This is a genomic window from Dyella choica (assembly GCF_003977665.1).
GTDB lineage: Bacteria > Pseudomonadota > Gammaproteobacteria > Xanthomonadales > Rhodanobacteraceae > Dyella_B > Dyella_B choica.
Window position 1 is genome coordinate 440462 of the sequence record NZ_RYYV01000001.1, and the last position, 22000, is coordinate 462461.

Genomic DNA, 22000 nt, shown 5'->3' on the forward strand with positions numbered 1-22000 from the left:
ATGAGTGGTCAGGCCAATTCGATCAAGGCCGTTGTGCTGGCCTTGGGCGCCAACTTCGCGATCTTCCTTGCCAAGCTGGCGGCCGCGGTGATCACCGGCTCCGGCGCGATGCTGGCCGAGTCGATCCACTCGCTGGCCGACTGCGGCAACCAGTTGCTGTTGCTGCTGGGCATGCGACAGGCGCAAAAGCCGCCCTCCGATGAATATCCCTTGGGCTGGGGCCGCGCGCTGTATTTCTGGTCATTCGTGGTGGCGCTGCTGCTGTTCGCGGTGGGTGGCCTGTTCTCGATCTACGAAGGCGTGCACAAGCTTGCGCATCCCGAGCCGCTGCGCTGGCCGTGGCTGGCCCTGGCCGTGCTGCTGTTCGGCATCCTGATGGAAAGCATTTCCATGCGCGGCTGCCTGCATGAAGTGAACCGCGCGCGCGGGGAACAAAGCCTGTGGCGCTGGTTTCGCGAAACGCGTTCCAGCGAGCTGCTGGTGGTCTTCGGCGAAGATCTCGCTGCTCTGCTCGGCTTGTGTCTGGCCGCCTTGGCCATCGGCGCCACCCTGCTCACTGGCAATCTATGGTTCGACGCCCTGGGTACGATCGCCATCGGCGTGCTGCTGGTGGCGGTGGCCGCCGCACTGGCCAACGAGGTGAAGGCCCTATTGATTGGCCAGGGCGTGGAACCGCGGCGCCGTGAGGAGTTGCTGGCATTCCTGCGCAACCGCCCGGAAGTCGCCGAGGTGCTCAACCTGATCACCCTGCAGATGGGACCGGATGTGATGGTGGCGGTGAAGGCGCGAATGCAGCGTTCACCCGACGACCTGAGCCTGATAGAGGCGATCAACACCGTGGAGCGGGAGATGAAGGCCCAGTTCGCCGAGATACGCTGGAGCTTCTTCGAACCGGATGTGGCGGACTGACGGCGGCGCTCTGCCGCGTCGCGGCATTTCCTCCTGGACTGTTCACGTCAAAAGCGCGTTGACAATCGTAAATCTGGTACAAATTCAGATTAATCGTTCATGTTGCAGTGCAAACAATACGCTATAGTATGGTCCATGGCCATGAACTCTGCTCACGATCTCGACGCCTACCCGCACCACGCCCAGTTGCCACCACGCAGCCGTGAGCGGTTTGCATCCCCACCCTCGCCGCTGTCCAGCGCCCCCCGGGGTGAGGTCGTGCATACCTCCGACGGGCGCGAATTGGTCCTGCGCAACATCGAGCCCGGCGACGTTGCCGCTGTGCAACGCTGCTTCAAGCGCCTGCCACCCCAGGATGTGCGCCGCCGCTTCATGCACGCCATGTCGGAGCTGCCTGCACCGATGGCACAGCGCTTGTGCCGTATCGATCCCGAGCTGGAAACCGCCTTCGCGCTGATCGACGAAACGGTGAAGCCGGCCGAACTACGTGGCGTGGGCCGCGTCTTTGTCGACGTCGCCAGTAACAGCGCCGAATTCTCGGTGCTGGTGGAGCGCGAATGGACGCGCATCGGCCTCGGCGCCCTGCTGTTGCAACGGCTGGTGGACGAATCACGCCGCCGCGGCCTGGACGAAATCTGGGGCTATGTGCTGATGGAAAACCGCCCGATGCTGCAGCTGTGCAAGGAGCTGGGCTTCGTCGCCACCATGGTGCCGGGCGAAGGCAGCACCGCGCAGATCCGCCTCAAGCTTTAACGCATTTCAGTAGGCTTAAGATGAGCATCATAGGCTGGGTTGCGAAACCCAGCATTGCCATGCGTGGAACCCTCGCGATGCTGGGATTGCCATCCCAGCCTACCTAACCCTACGCGGGTGGATGGGTCGAAACGATCCATCGCGTTAAACTTGCGCGCTCGATGGGGCCCGGCATCCTGCCCGTGCCCGCCCACGCAAGATCCCCATGCAGACTCCGATCAGTCACCCGCCCCTCCCCACCACCCCCAAGCAGCGCCGTTTCTGGACGCCCCCGCACGGCTCCGCCCGCGCGCTGCTGGTAGCCGAAACCGCTCGTTCGCACGACGGCCTGGTGGTGGTGGTGACACGCGATACGCAACGCGCCCATGCATTGGAAGACGAGCTGCGCATTTTCGCAGGCAGCTTGCCGGTGCTGCATTTCCCTGATTGGGAAACCCTGCCTTACGATGTCTTCAGCCCGCATCCTGACATCGTCTCCCAGCGCATCGCTACGCTATATCAGTTGCCAAGCGTCAAGCGTGGCGTGCTGGTGGTGCCGGCCGCGACGCTGATGCAGCGCATTGCGCCACGCGCGCATGTCACCGGTGCCGGCCTGGTGCTGAGCAAGGGGCAAAAGCTCGATCTCGCCGCAGAGCAGCGCCGGCTGGAAGCCTGCGGCTACCGGCACGTGCCGCAAGTGGCCGAACCGGGCGACTTTGCCGTGCGCGGCGCGCTGATCGACATCTACCCGATGGGCGCGGGCGAGCCGTATCGCATCGAACTGTTCGATGACGAAGTGGAATCGATCCGCAGCTTCGATCCGGAAACGCAGCGCTCGCAGCAGCAAGTGGAAAAAGTCGAATTGCTGCCTGCGCGCGAGTTTCCCGTCACCGATGATGCCGCGAAGGTTTTCCGCAACCGCTTGCGTGAGCGCTTTCCCATCGACGTGCGCCGCTGTCCGCTCTACCAGGACATGAAGGAAGGTGTCACCCCCGGTGGCATCGAGTATTACCTGCCGCTGTTTTTCGAAAACACCGCTACTCTGTTCGATTATCTTGCCGACAACGCGTTGTTCGTACTGGGCGAAGGGACCCACGAAGCGTCCGAACAGTTCCGGACCCAAACCGCCGAACGCTACGACCAGCGCGCGCACGATATCGAACGTCCCGTCCTGCCGCCGGCCGAGCTGTACCTCTCGCCCGAACAGTTGCGCGAGCAGCTCAACAAGCGCCTGCGCGTAGAAGTGGCCGACGCCGGCCACGAACATGCGGTCGATGCCGGCACGCAACCTGCACCGGAGGTCCCGCTCAACCGCAAAGGCGAGGAGCCGGGTACCTCGCTGCGGCACTTCATCGAAGCCTATCCGGGGCGCACGCTGATCGCCGCCGACTCGGCCGGCCGCCGCGAAGCCTTGCTCGAACAACTGGCCACCGCCGGCCTGCGCCCGCCCCATGTCGACAGTTGGACCGCGTTCCTCACCGACGCGAACCAGCTCGCGATCACCATCGCACCGCTGGAACAGGGCTTTGCGCTGAAGCAGCCGGCGATTACCGTGCTAACCGAACGCGAGCTGTTCGGCGAGCGCGTGCGCACCGAACGCAAGCGCCGGCGCGGTGCGGCGCGTGATCCGGAAACGATCATTCGCGACCTGACCGAGCTCTCCATCGGAGCGCCGATCGTGCACGTCGATCACGGCGTGGGCCGCTACCAGGGCCTGGTATCGATGGAACTGGGCGGCATGACCGGCGAGTTCCTGGTCATCGAGTATGCCAAGGGTGACAAGCTCTACGTGCCGGTGGCGCAGTTGGGGCTGGTCAGCCGCTACTCCGGTACCGCGCCGGAACTGGCGCCGCTGCATTCGCTGGGCGGTGACGCCTGGGAGCGCGCGCGCAGGAAAGCGGCGGAGAAGGTGCGCGACGTGGCCGCCGAGCTGCTGGCGATCTACGCTCAACGCGAAGCGCGCGGTGGCGAATCGCTGCCGATCGACCGCCAGATGGTGGAGGAATTCGGCAGCAGCTTCCCATTCGAGGAAACGCCCGACCAGCTCAGTGCGATCGACGCCGTGCTTGGCGACCTGGCGCGGCCGCGCGCGATGGATCGCGTGATCTGCGGCGATGTGGGCTTCGGCAAAACCGAGGTGGCGCTGCGAGCGGCATTCGCCGCCGCCACCGCCGGCAGGCAGGTCGCGCTGCTGGTGCCCACCACCTTGCTGGCGCAGCAGCATTATCGCAACTTCGCCGATCGCTTTGCGGACTGGCCGGTCAAAGTAGACGTGCTGTCACGCTTCCGCTCTACCAAGGAGGTGAACGAAGCGCTCAAGCGCTTGGCCGACGGCCAGATCGACGTCATCATTGGCACGCACAAACTGCTGCAGGCGGACGTGAAATTCAAGCAGTTGGGACTGGTGATCGTCGACGAGGAGCAACGCTTCGGCGTACGCCAGAAAGAGCAGCTGAAAAAGCTGCGGGCGGAAGTGGATCTGCTCACCATGACCGCCACGCCGATTCCGCGCACGCTGAACATGGCCATGAGCGGACTGCGTGACCTCTCGTTGATTACCACGCCGCCCGCGCATCGCATGGCGGTACGCACATTCGTATCCACTTGGGAGCCGGCCCTGATTCGCGAGGCCTTCCAGCGCGAACTGCAGCGCGGCGGCCAGATCTATTTCCTGCATAACGAGGTGGAAAGCATCGAGCGCACCGCGCGCGAAGTGCAGGAACTGATTCCCGATGCGCGCATCGGCATCGCGCACGGCCAGATGCCGGAGCGCGAACTGGAACAGGTGATGGCGGATTTCCATCGCCAGCGCTTCAATGTCCTGGTGTGCACCACCATCATCGAAACCGGCATCGATATCCCCACCGCCAACACCATCATCATCGATCGGGCGGACCGTTTCGGCCTTGCGCAGCTGCATCAGCTGCGCGGCCGAGTGGGGCGTTCGCATCATCGCGCCTATGCCTACCTGATCGTGCCGGACCGCCGCTCGATCACCGCCGATGCGGAAAAGCGCCTGGAAGCGCTCGCCTCGCTGGAAGAACTCGGCGCAGGCTTTACGCTCGCCACGCACGACCTGGAAATCCGCGGTGCGGGCGAACTGCTGGGCGACGAGCAATCGGGCCAGATCCAGGAAATCGGCTTCGGCCTGTATACCGAGCTGCTGGAACGCGCCGTGCGTGCGTTGAAATCCGGCAAAGTGCCCGATTTCGACCTCAGCAGCGAGCATGAAACGGAGGTGGAATTGCACCTTCCCGCGCTGATTCCCGATGACTATCTGCCTGACGTGCACGCGCGACTGACGCTGTACAAGCGCATCGCCAGCGCGCGCGATGAGGAAATCCTGCGCGAACTGCAGGTGGAAATGATCGATCGCTTCGGCCTGCTGCCGGATGCGGTGAAGAACCTGTTCGCCGTGGCCGGCCTGAAACTGATGGCCACGCCGCTTGGCATCCGCAAGCTGGACATGGGCGCGAATGGTGGACGCATCAGCTTCCGCGACAAGCCCGACATCGATCCGATGGCGATCATCCGCCTGGTGCAGAACTATCCGCGCGTGTACAAGCTGGATGGGCAGGACAAACTGAAGATCAGCCTGGAGCTGCCTGGGGCGAGCGAGCGGATTCGCGCGGCGCAGGAACTGCTTGGAAGGCTTGGAGCGCGCAAAGCGGCGTAGAGCCCTGCTCTCTCCCCTGCTTGGCAGGAGAGGGGTGGGGTTACACGAGCTTGCCGCACCATTGAGATTCATCGCGAGGTTGCTTCACCCCACCCCAACCCTCCCCTACTACACGTAGGGGAGGGAGCCATCACACCGCGCGCGTGAGGTATTGCAGGCTGAACAGCCGCTCCGGATCAAACCACACATGCCGCACGGCCAAGCCGGCCGTCGCCGCCAGCGCTGCAAAATCCTCCGGCGAATACTTGCAGCTGTACTCCACCAGCATCGCTTCCTCTTCGCGGAACAGCACCTGTAAGCGCCCTACGCGCACGCGCTGTTCCCGCTCGCTGAGAATATGCGTTTCGATTCGACCTGCCATCGCGTTGTAATGCGCACGATGCCGGAACGCACCCAGATCGAAGTTGCAGCCAAGCTCGCGATTCAGGCGCGCCAACATGTTGAGCGTGAACGCAGAGGTGACACCTGCGCGATCGTTGTACGCCGCCTCGATGGTTGCACGATCCTTCTTCAGATCCGCACCGACCAGGATGCCGCCGTTGTCGCCCATCTCACCGCGCATCTTGCGCAATAGCTGCGCGGCTTCGCGATCCTCGAAGTTGCCGATGGTGGAACCGGGGAAATAGACCACGGTGCGGCGCGGTGCGCGCGGCGGCACCGGCAGACGCAACGGCCGGGTGAAGTCCACGGCCAATGGCTGGATCGGCAGATGCGGAAAATACCCGGCCATGCGTTCCATGCTGTGCCGCAAGGGTTCGGAGGAGAGCTCGATCGGCACCCACGCCACCGGCGTGGGCAGGTGTTCCAGCAACGACCGCGTCTTGATCGCGTGACCACTACCGTATTCGACCAGGCGTACGTCCGGCCCGAGTACCTCGGCGATTTCACCGGCGTGCTGATTCAGCAGGGCAATTTCGGCACGGGTGAGGTAGTACTCCGGCTGCTCGCAAATCTGCTCGAACAGGGCCGAGCCCTGTTCGTCATAGAACAGCCAGGAAGGCAGGCGCTTGGGCTGCGAGCGCAAGCCGCGCTGCACCACTTGCAACAACAGATTATCGGGTGGACGTTGTTCGTCCCGTACTGCATAAGCTTGAACACTCATCGGTCCTGTCCCAGTCGAATGCCCGCAAATTGCCAGCGGGCATGGGGCGGAAAGAAATTGCGGTAGCTGGCGCGAATGTGGTCGCGCGGTGTTGCGCACGAACCTCCGCGCAGCACCCACTGGCCGTTCATGAATTTGCCGTTGTATTCACCCAGCGCACCCGGCAAGGGCTTGAATCCGGGATAGCTGACGTAGGGCGAAGCGGTCCATTCCCACACGTCGCCGAACATCTGCAGCAGGCCATCGCCCAGCGAACCGGCGATGGGATGGAAATGGGCGTTGTCCTGGAAGTTGCCATGGACCGGCAGCCGCGCCGCGGCATCCTCCCACTCGGCTTCGGTGGGCAAGCGCGCACCGGCCCAACGCGCAAACGCATCCGCTTCGAAGTAGCTGATGTGGCAGAGCGGCGCATGTGGATCGAGCGGGCGAACCCCGGTCAGCGTAAATTCGCTCGCCAGGTCTTCCTGCCAGTACAAAGGCCGCTGCCAGCCCTCGCGCTGCACCACCGTCCAGCCATCAGACAACCACAGGCCTGCTTCCTGGTAACCGCCATCGCGCACGAAGGCGAGGTATTCGGCATTGGTCACCAGGCGGTTGGCCAGGGCATGCGCGGAAAGCCAGGTGGTATGCCGGGGGGTTTCGTTGTCGTAGGCGAAACCGTCGCCTTCGTGACCGATGTCGACCGGCCCTTGCCTGCCGGGCAGGAAACGCAAAGGGGCGATTCGGCCCTCGCCCGGCATGGCTATGTCGCGGTACACCGGCTGCAACGGATTGCATGAGAACAGGTGCTTGAGGTCGGTAAGCAACAGTTCCTGATGCTGCTGTTCGTGCTGCAGCCCCAGTTCAATGCGGGCGGCCAGTTCGCTATTGACGCCACGCACCAGCAACTCGCCGACCGCTTCTTCGACTCGCGCACGGTAGTCGCGAATCTCGCCGAGCGTCGGCCGCGACAGCAGGCCGCGCTGTGGGCGCGCGTGCATCGGCCCGACCGATTCATAGTAGGAATTGAACAGATAATGCCATTCGTGGTTGGGCGATCGGTAATCCGGATCGTGCCCCAGCACAAATTGCTCAAAGAACCAGGTGGTATGCGCTAGATGCCATTTTCCGGGACTCGCGTCCGGCATCGACTGCACTTGCAGGTCTTCGCCGCTCAATCCGGCGCACAGTGCCAGCGTTTGCCGGCGTATGCGCATGAACCGCGCGACGGCATCTTTGGTATCTACAGCGAATGTGGGGACATTCATGACGCAGGCTCGATAGGGGCGAACGTGCTGCGATACACCTTGTGGCGCGCGAAACAGCGGACGATCATACAACCACCATGCCGCAGCAGTTGTTCATATTCTGTGATGCGCCCATGGCAGGAATATGGCCGGCTTTGGCCAGCACCATCCATGCTTGATTCAGCAGTGAGGTGACCCCATGAAGACCGTCTTGTGTATGGTGCTGGGCGTTACGCTGGTGGCGACCGTAGCACCCGCATCGGCGCAATCGGCAGCCACGCATAGCTTGCCCTATAACGACTGCATGCGCCTTGACCAGATCAACGAATGGCACGTGGTGGATGCGCAGACCGCGATCGTGCGTACCGGCCCCTATCAGCGTTATCTGGTGAAACTGAAGGCGAGCTGCGACAAATTGGGCATTGGCCCTCGTGGTCTTGAGTTCATAGCCAGCGACGCGGATAAGGCCGTCGCGCCCCTGCGCATCTGCGGCGGAGTAGGTGAAAAAGTCCGCTCGAGAGAACAACCCCCTTGCGCCATCGATTCGGTCAGCCTGATCGACGAAGCGACCTTCGATGGCTATCGCAGCCACGCCAAGTACCACAGCGTGACTAGCCAGCAGCCAAGCAGGAATCCCTGAAGCAAGAAAAGAGCCCGGCCATCGGCCGGGCTCTTTTTGAGTTTCTCATCCAACGATCAGTATGCCGGGCCGATATAGCGGGTCTGGTAGGGATCCGACGTGATCACGGTGGTGGTCACCACCGGCGGTGGAGCCGACTGGTAGACCACGGTGCCAGGCGTATACACCACGGTCGGCGGCGGCGCGTAATACACCGGCGGTCCCGCCACTGCACCCGCTACGAGACCGGCAACGGCGCCACCCACAATGGCGCCGGCAATCCAGCGGTCGCCACGCCAATAGCCGCAGCCGTAGCAGCCGCCGTGATAGTAACCATAACCGCCATGGTAATAACCATAGCCACCACCGTGCCAGCCATAACCACCGTGCCAACCACCATAACCGCCATGCCAGCCTGGGCCGCCCCAGGGATGCGCCGCAGCGCTGAAGGGCACCGCAACCCCGGCTACCGCCAAGGCCAGACCGACCGCAACGAACTTGCCGACATTCCGTTTAAACATGGCACACCTCCATCAGTACACCGTGCATAGTGAGCCGGAGGCACTTAATCTGTACTGAAGGGTTTTATGGCTTGACGCGGGCGTTTTGCCAGGGATTGACCTGGCTTCCACTCGCGTGCGGACGCAACAACCAGCAATCGTGGATATTGGCGCGCCGCGAAAAATCGAACGGGATGCTGCCTGCCCCCCAGGGTTCGATGGCAAGCTGCGGCGCGAGCGCCTCGCGGTCGAGCGAGAAGCGGCGAAAATTGTTGGAAAACAGGATCACGCCATCGTGCGCGAGCCGCTGTGCGCAAGCCAACAGCAACTTGACGTGATCGCGCTGCACGTCGAAATCTTCCGCCCGCTTGGAATTGGAAAAGGTCGGCGGATCCACGTAGATCAAGCCATAGCGCTCGCGCGTACGCTCGAGAAAACCGGCAGCATCCGCCTGGACCAGACGATGTCGTTCGCCGGCAAAGCCATTCAGCGCAAGATTGCGCGACGCCCATTCCAGATAAGTGCCTGACAGGTCGACGCTGGTGGTATCGCGCGCACCGCCCGCTGCGGCGTAGACGCTGGCAGTGGCCGTATAGGCGAACAAATTGAGAAAGCGCCTGCCTGCCGCCAGCTCGCGCACTTTCGCGCGGACCAGGCGGTGATCGAGGAACAGGCCGGTATCCAGGTAATCGTAAAGGTTCACCAGGAAGGTCAAGCCGCCCTCTTCCACTTCGATGAACTCGCCCCTTTGATCGAACTGGCCGTATTTAGAACCGCCCTTGCCGCGCTCACGGGTCTTGATGGCTATGCGTGCGCGTGGCGTGTCGAACACCTCACCGGCTGCGCGCGCGATCTCCCGCAGGCGCGTGCGCGTCACTTCCACGGGAACGTCTGCAGGTGCACGGTATTCCTGGACATGCAGATGGGTGCTGCCGGATTTGTCGGCATAAACGTCGATCGCCGCGGCGTATTCCGGCAGATCCTGATCGTAGGCGCGCCAGGCATGGATACCTTCGCGCTCCAGCCGCTTGCGCAGATGCCTGGCGTTCTTTTCCAGCCGGTTCTTCAGCATCTGCGCGCCGGGCGAGAGCGGCGGCTTTTCACGCGGCGTTTCATCGCGCGCATGCAATTCGAAGATCAGCAGCACCGTTTCCAGCGCGCCGTTGTAAAGCGTGTATTTCTTTTCTGCGCGCAGGGTGGTGGCGCGCCCCAGTTCCGCATCGCCGGCAAGCACGGCCGCGCGCCAGCCGTTGAAATGATCGCGCAGGGTTTCACCCAGGTTGCGATAGAACCTGGGCAGGCTTTCGCGTTCACCCAACCGCTCGCCATAAGGCGGATTGGTGATGACCAATCCCTGCGTAAAGCCGGGCGGCGGACGCACGTGCAGCGCATCGTGGCGATCCAGCGTAAAGAAGCCGGCAATGCCCGCTTCCTGCGCATTGCGCTTGGCCATCTGCACCATGCGCGAATCCGCATCGGAACCAAAAAAGCAGCTGCGTAACGCAGGCAGGCCGATTTCCGCACGCCTGCTCGCTTCGTCAAGCAGACTGCGCCACAGCGCAATGTCGTGCTGCTTCCAGCCGAGAAAACCGTAGTACTCACGACGCAAGCCCGGTGCGACATCCGCCGCCATCAAGGCGCCTTCGATCACGATCGTGCCGGAGCCACACATGGGATCGAGCAGCGCGCCGCCTTGGGCATAGATGGCCGGCCAGCCCGCGCGCAACAGCATCGCCGCAGCCAGATTTTCCTTGAGCGGTGCTTCGCCCTGGGTTTCACGCCAGCCGCGGCGGTGCAAGGGTGCGCCGGCGAGATCGATCGACACCGTTGCGCGATCACGACGCAAGCGCAGGTTGATGCGCACGTCAGGTTCTTCGGTATCCACGTCTGGACGCGCATGGCCGCGCTGGCGAAACTGATCGACCACCGCATCCTTCACCCGCTGCGCCAGGTATTGGCTATGCGTGAGCTTGCTTTGCGCGGTATTGGCGTCCACCGCCAGCGTGGCGTGCAGCGCGAGGTGTTCCGACCAGTCGATGGATTGCACACCTGCGTACAAGGCCTCGTCGGACGCCGCTTCGAATTCGGCCACCGGCAACAGGATGCGACTCGCCAGCCGCGACCACAGGCAGGCGCGATAGGCCGTTTCCAGGCTGCCGGAGAAACGCACGCCGGCGAGCGCTTCGTGCACCTCGACGGCGCCCAACGACATCAACTCGTCGCGCAACAGGTATTCAAGCCCTTTGGGGCAGGTTGCAAAGAACTGCTTCAAGCCTGACTCGCGAGTTGTTGTAGAAAGAAACCGAACTGACGGCCGATCGAATCGACGTGCTCACCCAGCCGGTGGTCGTCATTCACGATCAGCAACGGCAATTCGCGCCGCCCGGCAAATTCATAGATCTCATCCAGCGGACAGACCTCGTCGCGCCAGCCGTGGATCAGCAGCGCCGGCACGTCCAGGCGCACGTCGAAGGCCAGGTCGTTGCCGGGAATCAGCGCCGGCGTGGCCAACAGGAACAGGCCTGCTACGGGCACTTCCAGCGAGACCAGTCCGGAGACGAAAGCACCCATGCTGGACCCCACCAGCACCGGCGGCGCGTCGCAAGCGGCAATCCGCTGGTGCAGGCGGGCGATGCGCGGCTCGATCGATTCGGCGTGACCCAGCTTGTCGTCCTCGCGGTAATCCGGACGCTCCGTGGTCCAGCCCATCGACTGGGCGAGCTTCGCCAGCACGCTGACCTTGGTGGCATCCGGACCGGTATCCGAGCCGTGGGAGAGGATGATGTGGCCGGGCATGGGGGGCTCCGTTTTTGCTCAGCGGGACGTGCATGATAGCTGCTTGGTGAAGCACGCGATGAGGCGAGACTCTACGATGAGCACCCCCGCCCTATGGCAACCATGCCCATGCTGACCATTCACGACCAGCCCCTCCCCTACGTCGCCAAGCTGCCCGAGCGCCCAGCCAGCGCCGTCACGCTGGTGGTCATCCATTGCACCGAACTGCCCGACCTGGCAACTGCACGCGAATACGGGGAACGCGTGTTGTACGAAGCCGGCACCGGCAACAGCGGCCATTACTACGTCGACCGCGAAGGATCGGTGTATCGCTACGTGCCTGGCACGCGCGTGGCGCATCACGTGCGCGGTTACAACCCCCAGTCCATCGGCATCGAACTGGTGAACCGGGGACGTTTCCCGAACTGGTTCGACTCGCGCAATCAGACCATGACCGAGCCTTACACCTCCGTGCAAACGACCGCCCTGCGCGAGCTGCTGGCGCAGTTGCGCACGGAGTATCCAAACTTGCATGAGATCGCCGGCCATGAGGATCTGGACACGGCGCGCGTACCGGCCAGCGACGACCTGAGCCGGGAGGTGCCTCGCAAGCTCGATCCCGGCCCGCTGTTCCCGTGGCCGGAAGTGCTGGTGGGCAGCGGTCTGAAGCGAATCCGAGCTCAATCCTGAGCTTACGCAAGCCGCCCCGCTATACTTCCGGGTCATTTACTAGGGGACTGGCTGAGATGCGGGATACACACGTCAAGGAACTGGTCGAGCTGCTGCAGCTCGAACGCCTGGAAGACAACCTCTTCCGCGGCCAGAGCCGCGATATCGGCACGCGCTTCGTGTTCGGCGGCCAGGTGCTCGGCCAGGCGCTGTCGGCCGCCCAGCAGACGGTGGATCCCTCGCGCCAGGCACATTCGCTGCACGCGTATTTTCTGCGTGCAGGTGATATCGATGCGCCGATCGTCTACAGCGTGGAACGTGCGCGCGACGGCGGTTCATTCTCGTCCCGCCGCGTGGTGGCGATCCAGCACGGCCAGCCCATTCTCAACGGCGCGATTTCGTTCCAGATTCCTGAACGGGGCCTCGAACACCAGTCCAGCATGCCCGAAGTGCCCGAACCCGAAGACGTGGAGCCGATGCATAGGGTACCGCCGGAAGAACTCGCCCGCCTGCCAGTCAAACTGCAGCGTTGGCTGGGTAGTGACGGCCCGTTCGAATTCCGCCAGGTCTGGCCGCGCGATGAACTCCATCCGGCCAAGCGGCCGCCTATCCAGCACATCTGGTTCCGGCTTAACGCGCCGGTCGACGAGTCGCCGATCCTGCATCGTGCCCTGCTGGCCTACGCATCGGATTTCCACCTGATCGGCACGAGCACCCTGCCGCATGGGATTTCCTATCTCACGCCCAATCTGCAGATGGCGAGCCTGGACCACGCCTTGTGGTTCCACCGCCCGTTCAGGGTGGACGAGTGGCTGCTCTACTCGTTCGACAGCCCCACGGCGCAGGACTCGCGCGGGCTGGCGCGCGGGCAGATCTTCAGCCGCGACGGCCGCCTGGTGGCCTCGACGGCGCAAGAAGGCTTGATCCGGCTGCGCGGCGAGTAAACTATCCCCATGCGTCTGCTCTATACCTCGCCCCGGCAGGAAAACATCGATCGCGTGGCCGCCTATATGGCCGAAAACGGCGTCGAAACCTCCATCACCAACCGCTCCAACTGGAATCGCCCCAGCTACCAGCGTTTCAGCTATTCGCAGCGCAGCCAGAACCGAGACGCCTGGCCTCAAGTGTGGGTGAGCAAGGCTGACGACTACACTAGGGCTCGTGAACTGCTGCGCAAGCTGGGCATCGAGCCGGAAGTGCGCCACGCCGAGGAGCTGAAGATTTCACGCGACCCGGTGGCATCCCTGTATAACCGCCGTGAACATACTGTGGTCAGAGTGCGGCGCATCGCGCTGCTGGCCATCCTGGGCGTATTCATGGTGCTGGCCCTGCATTACCTGCATATCGTTTAGGGATGCTCTGACCTATTCCACGCACCCGGCATGACGTCCAGAAGGCCCGCGGGGGTGTCGTGCGGCACAGGACAGACTGGCCGTCTGTTCAAGCCGCGGGGCACAGCCTGCGGGCCTTCTGGACGTCACCCGTCTTTAAATTTCAGATGTTGGGGCCGCACTGTATGCGCATCTGGCGGCGCCCCCCAGCGCCTAGACAGACAGCCCTGGGGCGCCGCCAGATGCGTATACAGTGCGGTGACGGGTACGTGGAATAGATCAGAGCATCCCTAAGCCGGGACAGTCATCCCGGCAACCGGTCAGCTCCCCTTCAAAAGCCTTGGCACGGCGGCCGTCAGCAGTCATAGAATCAGGCCATGCGCTCCGACCATGTCCGCCTGTTCCAGACGCTGCCGCACGCCTGCGGTTACTATCCAGGGCGTACGGCACAGAATCTGGTGATCGATCCGGCCGCCCCACAGTTGGACCGTCTGTATGGCGCGGCGCTGGAGCATGGTTTCCGCCGCGCGGGCGGGCACCTGTACTTCCCGCACTGTCCGGGCTGTCACGCGTGCACACCGTGCCGTATCGACGTGGCGAATTTCAAGCCGGACCGCTCGCAGCGCCGCTGCCTGAAGCGCAATCACGACCTGACCGTGCGCGAATGCATGGCCGGCTATAACAGCGAACGTCACGCGCTGTATTCGCGCTATCTGCGCACAAGGCACCCTGGCGGCGGCATGGACGAAGCCGAAGCCAGCGATTTCCGACGTTTCCTCACCGCACCGTGGAGCCCCACGATCTTCCTGGAGCTGCACCAGGGCGAGCGATTGCTCGCCGTAGCCGTCACGGACGTATGCATCACCGGCGTTTCAGCCGTCTATACGTTCTACGATCCCAACGAACACGAACGCGGCCTGGGCACCTTCGCCATCCTGCAGCAGATCGAGCTGGCCAAGCGCCGCGGCATTCCATGGGTGTATCTGGGCTTCTGGATCGAAGCTCATCCGAAAATGGACTACAAGCGGCGCTTCAAGCCGCTGCAGGTACGCACGACGGAGGGCTGGGCGGAATTGCAGCGGGATTGAGCGATTCCATTTCGACGTTCCAGCCGCGAGTCGAGCCCGATCCAAGCATCCGTCATTCCGGCCTGCGCCGGAATGACGACGAGGCAGGTTCAAGCCCTATTGACGGCAGCCACTGGCGGATACGGAAACAACTTGACCAACGGCACCGAAACGCCGTCGACGCCCATCACGCGGCAATGCGTGCGATCCAGTTCACGCGGATCATCCACGCCGCAGCTGTGCGCAATGATGCCGACTTCATGCATCACGTTGCGCGCGTAGTTTGCCACGCGTTCGCCCTTGTCCGTCACCACCAGGCCGCGCTGCAGGCGCGTATTCTGGGTGGTGATGCCGGTGGGACAAGTGTTGCGATTGCATTGCAGCGACTGGATGCAACCCAGCGCCAACATGAAGCCACGAGCGGAATTGACGAAATCCGCGCCCATCGACATCGCCCATGCCACGTCATACGCGGTGATGCACTTGCCCGAGCAGATCACCTTGATGCGTTCGCGCAGTCCGCGTTGCATCAGAAGATTGACCAGCGCCGGCAGCGCTTCGCGCAACGGCAGGCCCACGCCTTCCATCAGCGTCTGCGGCGCAGCGCCGGTGCCACCCTCGGAACCGTCGATGACGATGAAATCCGGTGCGCTCTCCATACCGCGCCGGCTGATTTCATCGCAGAGCTCCTCGATCCATGCCGTGCCGCCGAACACCGCTTTGAAGCCGGTGGGCTTGCCGGTGAGATCACGGATGTGCCCGATCGCATCCATCAGCTCGCGTACATTGCCGATATCCAGATGGCGATTGGGGCTTTGCGAATCCTGACCCACCGGAATGCCACGAATCGCAGCGATTTCCGGCGTCACCTTGACTGCGGGCAGCAGGCCGCCCATGCCGGGTTTGGCACCCTGGCCCAGCTTGATGCTGACCATCTTCACCTGCTGGTGCGCGCAGATCGCCAGCAGCTTCTCGTCATCCAGCTTGCCGTCCGGGGTGCGCACCCCGTATTTGGCGGTGCCGATTTCGAACACGATGTCGCATCCGCCTTCGAGGTGATAGGGCGACAGGCCGCCCTCGCCCGTGTCCAGCCAGATGCCCGCCTTGGCCGCTCCGATCGAAAGTGCACGCACTGCCGGCGCAGACAGCGAACCGAAACTCATGGCGGAGATGTTGAAGAACGCCGCGTGATCATACGGCTGCCGTGCATACGGCCCGATGCGCACCGGCTGGGGTTTCACGTGCGTCTGGCCCAGGGCCGGAAACGCGGCGTTGACAAAGAACGGCACGCCCTCCAGGTGCAGATCGCGCGTGGAGCCGAATGCATTGGTGTTCTCGGCATTCTTCGCCGCGCGATACACCCACATGCGCTGGGCGCGGTTGAACGGCATTTCCTGGCGGTCGCTGGAATACAGGTATTGGCGAAAGAATTCACCCAGATGCAGGAACCAATAGCGAAAGTGCCCGATCACCGGGTAATTGCGCAACACGGAATTGTGCGTCTGGTTGCGGTCCACTACCCAGGTCACCAGCACCACCAAGATGGCGATCGCCAGCAGCAGCACGAACAGCACTGCAAAGGTTTCCACCAATACCACCAGCCAATGTGAGAAGCCTGTCGGTTCCATGCCTGTCCTCGATCACTAGTTATCGCAAGCCCCTTTCAACGCGACAGGGGCGCAAGCCAAGCTGATATTCCTACAACTCGATGCGAATCATCCTGGCCGCACGAATCGCCTTGGCCTTGGCCGCCTCGATATCGTTATCTCGCGCCAGTGTGACCGCCATGCGGCGGCGACCTTTCACCTCCGGCTTGCCGAAAATGCGCAGCTGCGTATCCGGCTCCGCCAATGCGTCAGCCATGCCGTGATAGCGCGGCGCCCGGCCTTCGCCTTCCTGCAGTACCGCGCACGACGCGGACGGTCCCAGCTGGCGAATCGCCGGTATGGGCAAGCCCAGGATCGCCCGCACATGCAGTGCGAATTCCGACAGGTCCTGCGAGATCAACGTGACCAGCCCAGTGTCGTGCGGCCTCGGACTGACCTCGGAGAAGATCACGCGGTCGCCTTGCACAAAGAATTCCACACCGAATACGCCCCAGCCACCCAGCCCGCCGGTAATGGCTTCGGCCTGGCGTTGCGCCTCGGCCAAGGCCACCTGGCTCATTGGCTGAGGCTGCCAGGATTCCCGGTAGTCACCGTCCTCCTGGCGATGACCGATGGGCGCGCAGAAGCTGGTGCCGTCCTTGTGCCGCACGGTCAGCAATGTGATTTCGTAGTCGAAGGGAACGAAGCCCTCGACAATCACCCGCCCCTTGCCGGCACGGCCGCCGGATTGGGCGTAGTCCCAGGCTGGCTGCAGCTCTTCCATTTCGTGCACGACGCTCTGGCCCTTGCCGGATGAGCTCATCACCGGCTTGATCACGAAGGGGTAGCCGATCGCCGCCACCGCCTCGCGGTATTCGGCCTCGCTGTCGCAGAACCGGTAGGGCGAGGTCGGCAAGCCCAGCTCCTCGGCGGCAAGGCGGCGGATACCTTCGCGATCCATGGTCAGCCAGGCGGCACGCGCCGTCGGGATGACCTTCAGGCCTTCCTGTTCCAGTTCAACCAGGGTGGGGGTGTGGATCGCTTCGATTTCCGGCACCACCAGGTCCGGTTTTTCCTGTGCAATGAGGGCGCGCAGGGCGGTGCCGTCGAGCATGTCGATGACATGGCTGCGGTGCGCCACCTGCATCGCCGGTGCGTGCGCATAGCGATCCACCGCAATCACTTCCACGGCGAAGCGCTGCAGTTCGATCGCCACTTCCTTGCCTAGCTCGCCCGCGCCGAGCAGCAACACTTTCAGGGCATGGTCGGAATGGGGCGTGCCGAAGGACGTCATTGCGGTCTCCAGATAAAAGCCCATTGTACGTCCACCGGGTTGCCGCACCGCAGATTGACGGGAATCCCAAAAGAGCATCCACTAACCTGCATCCGTCTCCCCACGGACTGACCTATGCGCAGCAGGTTCGCCCCGCTTTTGCTGGTGCCGATGTTGTGCCTTGCCCCCAGCCAGGTAAAGGCCGCCGCGGATGCTGCGTCCGTCGACACCACCTGGATGACCGTGCTGCTCAACGGCCGCAAGATCGGCCATGAGGAAATCCGGCGCGAACAGCGCGGTAACACGGTCACCACCACCCAGACGCTGGTGATGTCGATCGAGCGCAATCAAAAGGTGGTGCCATACATCAATGTCAGCCGCAGCGTGGAAACCGCAGCGGGAGAACCCGTCGACTTCACCATGACCAGCACCATGTCCGCCACCGAAACCAAGGTGGAAGGCAGCCGGTTGCCCGATGGCCGTCTGGAGCTGGTCAACACCGTCGGCGGGCAAACCCGCCGATCGATCGTCACTTGGCCGGCGGGAGCCGTGCTGGTGGAAGGCCAGCGCAAAGCCATGCAGGCGGCCGCCGCGCACCCTGGCACGGATTACCGCCTGTTGACGTACAACCAGGCCAGTCAACAGGCGATAGACCTGAGCGTGACCGTCATCGGCAACGAACGTGTGCAACTCGTCGATCACGCGGAGACATTGAGTCACCAACGCGAAACGCTGCAAGGGCCCCAAAGCATCCAGAGCGTCGATCTGTGGCTGGACGCGCAGGGCAATATCCGCAAAGGTGAGGTCACCCTGCTTGGCAAGCCGATGGATATGGTTGCCTGCAGTGAGGCTTGCGCCGAGGCGCCGACGCAAAACCTGAACATGCTGGATTCGGCATTAGTCGATTCCCCACGCCTGATCACACCGGAAATGTTGTCGGATTTCCTCAGCTATCGGGTGCACGTCACCAACAAGGCGATCATCAAACCGTTCATCAACACGGACGAACAGTCGGTGGTCGATCTTGGCGATGGCGAGTGGCAAATCAATGTCTACCGCGGAGAACTGGACGCACAGAGCCCGCCTACGTCGGCGGACACGCAACCCAATGCCTGGCTGCAATCGGATGCGCCGGAAATCAAGCAGCTGGCGTCGCTCGCAGCCGGAGGCGCGCACAACAAATCGCACATCATGGGCAATCTCAATGCATTCGTGAACCGTTACCTCTCCGCACGTGGGCTGGACATCGGCTACGCCTCCGCACTGGAAGTGGCGCGGGACCGACGCGGCGACTGCGCCGAATATGCCGTGCTGCTTGCCGCGCTGGCGCGCGCAGAAGGTATTCCTGCGCGCGTCGTCGTAGGCATGCTCTATGCCAAACGCTACGACAACAAGCAACGCGTGTTCGTGCCCCATGCCTGGGTCGTGGCTTGGGTACATGGACGCTGGCAGAGTTTCGACCCTGCTGTTACACACTTCGATACCGGCCATATCGCGCTGGACATCAGCGACGGCAATCCATGGCATTTCTTCAATGCGGCCAATGAATTCGGCAGCATCCAGATCGATTCGATAGCGACGTTCAGCGAGGTGTTCAACGCTACGCCGGCCAGCTTTTCAACGGGAGGGGTTTCAGTAAACGGAGGCGGCGGTGCCGGTAGAACGAGGTAAGGCGCCGGTCCGGCGCCACCGCTACTGGCCGGTGGAGTGCCGAATGCAAGCAGGTGCCCTCTGAATGTCGGCGGGAACCGGATAGCCGCATCCTCCAGCGCCGCAGGCCTCTTTCACGCGGCGCCTCAGGTCTGGACGGTCCACTTGAATTAGATATCTTTTTGATATCTAATTTTGATCATTCAGGAGGACCGTCCCATGAACGAACGCACAGGGTTTTCGATTGCCGGGATTCCATTCGTATTCGTCTGCCTGGGGCTCGCGCTGATCGGTGTGGCGTGCTACGCGAATGTGGCCAATGGCGCAGCGCCCGTCTGGATCGGCGGCCTTGGGATCCTTATCCATGCGCTGACGCTCTTTTTCCTCAAAGGCTACTTTCAGGTCGCACCCAACGAAGGACAAGTCATGCAGCTGTTCGGCAAATACGCCGGCACGGTGCGCCATGAAGGCCTGCGCTGGACCAACCCGTTCTATAGCAGGCAGCGCATATCGCTGCGTGTGCGCAACTTCGAGAGCGGCAAGCTCAAGGTCAACGACAGCGACGGTAACCCGATTGAAATCGCGGCCGTCGTCGTATGGCAGGTCGTGGACACGGCGGAAGCCGTTTTCTGCGTGGACAACTACGAGAATTTCGCCAGCATCCAGAGCGAATCGGCGTTGCGCCAGATGGCGCAAAGCTATCCCTATGACGCTCATGAGGACGGCAAGCCATCGCTGCGCAGCCACGGGGAGATCATCAACAATCACCTGCGGGACGAAATCCAAGCGCGACTGGACCGGGCCGGCGTGCAGGTGACGGAAGCCAGAATCAGCCACCTTGCCTATGCGCAGGAAATCGCCCAAGCCATGCTGCAGCGGCAACAGGCAAGTGCGATCGTCGCGGCACGTGAGCGAATCGTGCAAGGCGCCGTCGGCATCGTGGGCATGGCGCTTGAAAAACTGCGCAGTCAAGGCGTCGTGGATCTGGACGAAGAGCGCAAGGCGGCCATGGTAAGCAACCTGCTGGTGGTCCTGTGCGGGGAGCGTGCAACGCAGCCGGTGGTCAATACCGGCACTTTGTACCACTGAGTCCCCATGCCGGCTGAAAAAAAGGCCTATCCGCTGCGCATCAGTCCCGTCGTGCTGGAAGCCATGCAGCGATGGGCCGATGATGAATTGCGTAGCGTCAATGCGCAGATCGAATATGTCTTGCGTAACGCGTTGTACGCTAATGGCCGGCTCAAGCCGGCCAAGGCAAAGCCGATAACGGATGACGAGGGCCGCTAGGAAAACTCTGAATAAGCTCAGCGTTTTCGCGGGCCAGGGACGGCGCGGAAGTCCGTGACGGACTTTTTCAGACCCTCTCTAGATCTTCAAGGGCTCGTCCTCACGCTTGCCCCCAACCCGATCCAGCCAACGATGAACGCCACGCCGCCAAGAGGCGTAACGATGCCGACCCAATGCGGCGCACCCAGCGCTAACGCATACAGGCTTCCGCTGAACAACACGATGCCAAGCGCAAACGCCCGGATCGCCAGCCGGCGCGCCTTGCCTGCGTGAGCCAGGGCCGCAGCAGCCAGGGCCAAGGCATGCCAGAAGTGGTATTGCACCGCCGTGTGCCAAAGCTCCAGCTGGGCCGGGTTGAAGACAGTCCGCAGAGCGTGTGCGCCGAAGGCGCCCAGCAATACAGCACTAGCTCCGGCAGCGCCCAACAGCACCCCTTCGTGGGATTGGGCAAGTTGTCGCATGGTTGCGTTTTCCTGTGTCACGGAAAGAGCCGAAACGCAGGCGCATGGCGTATCCTGCTCGGGTTCCAGCGAAGGAATTCTTGCATGAAGCGTGCTCGCCTCGCCCGCCTGGCCTGCCTATTCGTCTTGGGGCTGCTGCTTACCGCATGCCAGCGAAATGACGCAACGGCGCCATGGCAACTCACCGATATCTCCGGGCACATGCCGGATCTCGCCTTTGCGCTCACCGATGACCAGGGCAAGGCCGTCACAGCGTCGGATTACCGCGGCAAGGTCACCCTGCTCTACTTCGGTTACACCCATTGCCCTGATGTCTGCCCGCTGACTCTTGCCCATCTGCACGTGGTGATGCAGCGGCTGGACAAGTTGGCGGATGGTGCGCGGATTCTGTTCGTGAGCGTCGATCCGCAGCGAGACACCGCCGAAGCGCTGCATGCCTATGTCACCGCATTCGATCCCCACATCGTCGGCCTGACCGGTTCGCCTGCCGACATCGAGGCACTCACCAAGCGTTATCGCGCCGCCTTCAGCCGTGAACCCGGCAAAGCGGGCGGCAGCTACGAGGTCAGCCACAGTTCCGGCATCTACATCTTTGACGCCAGCGGCAAGGCTCGCCTGCTTGCCACGCCTGAGGATACCCAAGACAAGCTGGTGCATGACCTGCACCTGCTGCTCAGTCCAGGAGGTGCTACATGAAGCGCGGCGTGCCATGGCTATGGCTGGCGATCCTGCTTCCGTTGCAGGCCCATGCAACGCAGGCAGACCAGGTCAAGGCCAGCCATGGGTGGATTCGCCTGCTGCCGGCCGATCTGCCGGCGGCAGGTTATGTGACGCTGGACAATCAGGGCTCGTCCGCCGCCACGCTGGTTTCCGCACGCAGCGCTTTCTATGCATCGGTGATGCTTCATCAGAGCGCAACGGATACGGCGGGAGGCAGTTCCATGCGCATGCTCGATCGCTTGACCATTCCGGCCCACGGCGAGGTTTCCCTGGCGCCGGCAGGCTTTCACCTGATGCTGCAGGAAGCGACCCATCCCTACAAACCAGGCCAAACGATCGACGTCACGCTGGATTTCGCCGACGGCAGCCATTTGCGGGTACCCTTCATGGTGCGTCCGGCCAACGCCCCTGATTGAA

Annotated in this window: 21 protein-coding genes; 13 read left to right on the forward strand and 8 right to left on the reverse strand. The window is 62.8% G+C overall.

Translation table 11 applies throughout. The annotated features are described in order from the left end of the window. From EKH80_RS02130 to mfd, 3 genes are all read left to right on the forward strand, one after another. Positions 1 to 909 carry a cation diffusion facilitator family transporter gene (locus tag EKH80_RS02130; RefSeq protein ID WP_126683057.1) on the forward strand — a complete coding sequence of 303 codons (909 nt, stop codon included), beginning with the start codon at positions 1 to 3 and terminating at the stop codon, positions 907 to 909. 141 nt (positions 910 to 1050) lie between these two features. Continuing rightward, the gene (locus tag EKH80_RS02135; RefSeq protein WP_126683058.1) at positions 1051 to 1662 is read left to right on the forward strand and encodes a GNAT family N-acetyltransferase; all 612 of its coding nucleotides are present in this window, start codon (positions 1051 to 1053) and stop codon (positions 1660 to 1662) included. A 205-nt stretch (positions 1663 to 1867) separates the two neighbouring features. Further along, positions 1868 to 5317 (forward strand): transcription-repair coupling factor, encoded by a 3450-nt coding sequence (mfd, locus tag EKH80_RS02140; protein WP_126683059.1) that lies wholly within the window; start codon positions 1868 to 1870, stop codon positions 5315 to 5317. A gap of 130 nt (positions 5318 to 5447) precedes the next feature. On the opposite strand, the gene egtD is transcribed toward mfd, so the two are convergent. After that, positions 5448 to 6419, reverse strand: coding sequence for an L-histidine N(alpha)-methyltransferase (egtD, locus tag EKH80_RS02145; protein ID WP_126683060.1), 972 nt, complete (start codon positions 6417 to 6419; stop codon positions 5448 to 5450). Next, positions 6416 to 7666, reverse strand: coding sequence for an ergothioneine biosynthesis protein EgtB (gene egtB / locus EKH80_RS02150; protein ID WP_126683061.1), 1251 nt, complete (start codon positions 7664 to 7666; stop codon positions 6416 to 6418). Before egtB ends, egtD begins: the two co-directional genes overlap by 4 nt. A gap of 178 nt (positions 7667 to 7844) precedes the next feature. Here egtB and EKH80_RS02155 point away from each other — a divergent pair, with 178 nt between their 5' ends. Further along, positions 7845 to 8285 carry a DUF6491 family protein gene (locus tag EKH80_RS02155; protein ID WP_126683062.1) on the forward strand — a complete coding sequence of 147 codons (441 nt, stop codon included), beginning with the start codon at positions 7845 to 7847 and terminating at the stop codon, positions 8283 to 8285. Positions 8286 to 8341: 56 nt separating this feature from the next. On the opposite strand, the gene EKH80_RS02160 is transcribed toward EKH80_RS02155, so the two are convergent. The 3 genes from EKH80_RS02160 to EKH80_RS02170 all read right to left on the reverse strand — a co-directional run bounded on the left by EKH80_RS02160 (position 8342) and on the right by EKH80_RS02170 (position 11560). Continuing rightward, on the reverse strand, positions 8342 to 8785 hold the full coding sequence (locus tag EKH80_RS02160; RefSeq protein ID WP_126683063.1) for a hypothetical protein: 444 nt from the start codon (positions 8783 to 8785) through the stop codon (positions 8342 to 8344). Between the two features lie 64 nt (positions 8786 to 8849). Continuing rightward, the gene (gene rlmKL, locus EKH80_RS02165; protein WP_126683064.1) at positions 8850 to 11036 is read right to left on the reverse strand and encodes a bifunctional 23S rRNA (guanine(2069)-N(7))-methyltransferase RlmK/23S rRNA (guanine(2445)-N(2))-methyltransferase RlmL; all 2187 of its coding nucleotides are present in this window, start codon (positions 11034 to 11036) and stop codon (positions 8850 to 8852) included. After that, on the reverse strand, positions 11033 to 11560 hold the full coding sequence (locus EKH80_RS02170) for an alpha/beta hydrolase (RefSeq protein WP_126683065.1): 528 nt from the start codon (positions 11558 to 11560) through the stop codon (positions 11033 to 11035). The genes rlmKL and EKH80_RS02170 overlap by 4 nt, the downstream gene beginning before the upstream one ends. A gap of 93 nt (positions 11561 to 11653) precedes the next feature. Here EKH80_RS02170 and EKH80_RS02175 point away from each other — a divergent pair, with 93 nt between their 5' ends. From EKH80_RS02175 to EKH80_RS02190, 4 genes are all read left to right on the forward strand, one after another. After that, positions 11654 to 12229, forward strand: coding sequence for an N-acetylmuramoyl-L-alanine amidase (locus EKH80_RS02175; protein WP_425481126.1), 576 nt, complete (start codon positions 11654 to 11656; stop codon positions 12227 to 12229). Between the two features lie 56 nt (positions 12230 to 12285). Further along, a complete protein-coding gene (gene tesB / locus EKH80_RS02180) occupies positions 12286 to 13152 on the forward strand; it encodes an acyl-CoA thioesterase II (protein WP_126683066.1) in 867 nt (288 codons plus the stop codon). A gap of 9 nt (positions 13153 to 13161) precedes the next feature. Beyond that, entirely contained in the window at positions 13162 to 13560 is a 399-nt protein-coding gene (locus EKH80_RS02185) for a hypothetical protein (protein ID WP_126683067.1), read from the forward strand. A gap of 356 nt (positions 13561 to 13916) precedes the next feature. Beyond that, positions 13917 to 14627: an arginyltransferase gene (locus EKH80_RS02190; RefSeq protein WP_126683068.1), complete on the forward strand. Its 711-nt coding sequence runs from the start codon at positions 13917 to 13919 to the stop codon at positions 14625 to 14627. 89 nt (positions 14628 to 14716) lie between these two features. On the opposite strand, the gene EKH80_RS02195 is transcribed toward EKH80_RS02190, so the two are convergent. Both EKH80_RS02195 and purT read right to left on the reverse strand, forming a co-directional pair. Beyond that, positions 14717 to 16234, reverse strand: coding sequence for an FMN-binding glutamate synthase family protein (locus EKH80_RS02195; protein WP_126683069.1), 1518 nt, complete (start codon positions 16232 to 16234; stop codon positions 14717 to 14719). 70 nt (positions 16235 to 16304) lie between these two features. After that, entirely contained in the window at positions 16305 to 17486 is a 1182-nt protein-coding gene (purT, locus tag EKH80_RS02200) for a formate-dependent phosphoribosylglycinamide formyltransferase (RefSeq protein ID WP_126683070.1), read from the reverse strand. Positions 17487 to 17600: 114 nt separating this feature from the next. Here purT and EKH80_RS02205 point away from each other — a divergent pair, with 114 nt between their 5' ends. From EKH80_RS02205 to EKH80_RS02215, 3 genes are all read left to right on the forward strand, one after another. Then, positions 17601 to 19136, forward strand: coding sequence for a transglutaminase-like domain-containing protein (locus EKH80_RS02205; protein ID WP_126683071.1), 1536 nt, complete (start codon positions 17601 to 17603; stop codon positions 19134 to 19136). Between the two features lie 198 nt (positions 19137 to 19334). Next, positions 19335 to 20204 carry an SPFH domain-containing protein gene (locus tag EKH80_RS02210; protein WP_126683072.1) on the forward strand — a complete coding sequence of 290 codons (870 nt, stop codon included), beginning with the start codon at positions 19335 to 19337 and terminating at the stop codon, positions 20202 to 20204. Positions 20205 to 20210: 6 nt separating this feature from the next. Continuing rightward, positions 20211 to 20402 (forward strand): type II toxin-antitoxin system antitoxin, encoded by a 192-nt coding sequence (locus EKH80_RS02215; protein WP_126683073.1) that lies wholly within the window; start codon positions 20211 to 20213, stop codon positions 20400 to 20402. A gap of 86 nt (positions 20403 to 20488) precedes the next feature. On the opposite strand, the gene EKH80_RS02220 is transcribed toward EKH80_RS02215, so the two are convergent. Next, complete coding sequence (locus EKH80_RS02220; protein ID WP_126683074.1) at positions 20489 to 20863, reverse strand: DUF423 domain-containing protein; 375 nt, start codon at positions 20861 to 20863, stop codon at positions 20489 to 20491. A gap of 84 nt (positions 20864 to 20947) precedes the next feature. Between EKH80_RS02220 and EKH80_RS02225 the strand changes: the two genes are divergently transcribed. Together EKH80_RS02225 and EKH80_RS02230 are read left to right on the forward strand one after the other, a co-directional pair. Next, positions 20948 to 21559: an SCO family protein gene (locus EKH80_RS02225; RefSeq protein WP_126683075.1), complete on the forward strand. Its 612-nt coding sequence runs from the start codon at positions 20948 to 20950 to the stop codon at positions 21557 to 21559. Continuing rightward, a complete protein-coding gene (locus EKH80_RS02230) occupies positions 21556 to 21999 on the forward strand; it encodes a copper chaperone PCu(A)C (protein WP_126683076.1) in 444 nt (147 codons plus the stop codon). The genes EKH80_RS02225 and EKH80_RS02230 overlap by 4 nt, the downstream gene beginning before the upstream one ends. Position 22000 lies beyond the last annotated feature (1 nt).

Coding starts and splice junctions, on each gene's coding strand:
- EKH80_RS02130 (WP_126683057.1), top strand. CDS start 1: ATGAGTGGTCAGGCCAATTCGATCAAGGCCGTTGTGCTGGCCTTGGGC.
- EKH80_RS02135 (WP_126683058.1), top strand. CDS start 1,051: ATGAACTCTGCTCACGATCTCGACGCCTACCCGCACCACGCCCAGTTG.
- mfd (WP_126683059.1), top strand. CDS start 1,868: ATGCAGACTCCGATCAGTCACCCGCCCCTCCCCACCACCCCCAAGCAG.
- egtD (WP_126683060.1), bottom strand. CDS start 6,419: ATGAGTGTTCAAGCTTATGCAGTACGGGACGAACAACGTCCACCCGAT.
- egtB (WP_126683061.1), bottom strand. CDS start 7,666: ATGAATGTCCCCACATTCGCTGTAGATACCAAAGATGCCGTCGCGCGG.
- EKH80_RS02155 (WP_126683062.1), top strand. CDS start 7,845: ATGAAGACCGTCTTGTGTATGGTGCTGGGCGTTACGCTGGTGGCGACC.
- EKH80_RS02160 (WP_126683063.1), bottom strand. CDS start 8,785: ATGTTTAAACGGAATGTCGGCAAGTTCGTTGCGGTCGGTCTGGCCTTG.
- EKH80_RS02170 (WP_126683065.1), bottom strand. CDS start 11,560: ATGCCCGGCCACATCATCCTCTCCCACGGCTCGGATACCGGTCCGGAT.
- EKH80_RS02175 (WP_425481126.1), top strand. CDS start 11,654: ATGGCAACCATGCCCATGCTGACCATTCACGACCAGCCCCTCCCCTAC.
- tesB (WP_126683066.1), top strand. CDS start 12,286: ATGCGGGATACACACGTCAAGGAACTGGTCGAGCTGCTGCAGCTCGAA.
- EKH80_RS02185 (WP_126683067.1), top strand. CDS start 13,162: ATGCGTCTGCTCTATACCTCGCCCCGGCAGGAAAACATCGATCGCGTG.
- EKH80_RS02190 (WP_126683068.1), top strand. CDS start 13,917: ATGCGCTCCGACCATGTCCGCCTGTTCCAGACGCTGCCGCACGCCTGC.
- EKH80_RS02195 (WP_126683069.1), bottom strand. CDS start 16,234: ATGGAACCGACAGGCTTCTCACATTGGCTGGTGGTATTGGTGGAAACC.
- purT (WP_126683070.1), bottom strand. CDS start 17,486: ATGACGTCCTTCGGCACGCCCCATTCCGACCATGCCCTGAAAGTGTTG.
- EKH80_RS02205 (WP_126683071.1), top strand. CDS start 17,601: ATGCGCAGCAGGTTCGCCCCGCTTTTGCTGGTGCCGATGTTGTGCCTT.
- EKH80_RS02210 (WP_126683072.1), top strand. CDS start 19,335: ATGAACGAACGCACAGGGTTTTCGATTGCCGGGATTCCATTCGTATTC.
- EKH80_RS02215 (WP_126683073.1), top strand. CDS start 20,211: ATGCCGGCTGAAAAAAAGGCCTATCCGCTGCGCATCAGTCCCGTCGTG.
- EKH80_RS02220 (WP_126683074.1), bottom strand. CDS start 20,863: ATGCGACAACTTGCCCAATCCCACGAAGGGGTGCTGTTGGGCGCTGCC.
- EKH80_RS02225 (WP_126683075.1), top strand. CDS start 20,948: ATGAAGCGTGCTCGCCTCGCCCGCCTGGCCTGCCTATTCGTCTTGGGG.
- EKH80_RS02230 (WP_126683076.1), top strand. CDS start 21,556: ATGAAGCGCGGCGTGCCATGGCTATGGCTGGCGATCCTGCTTCCGTTG.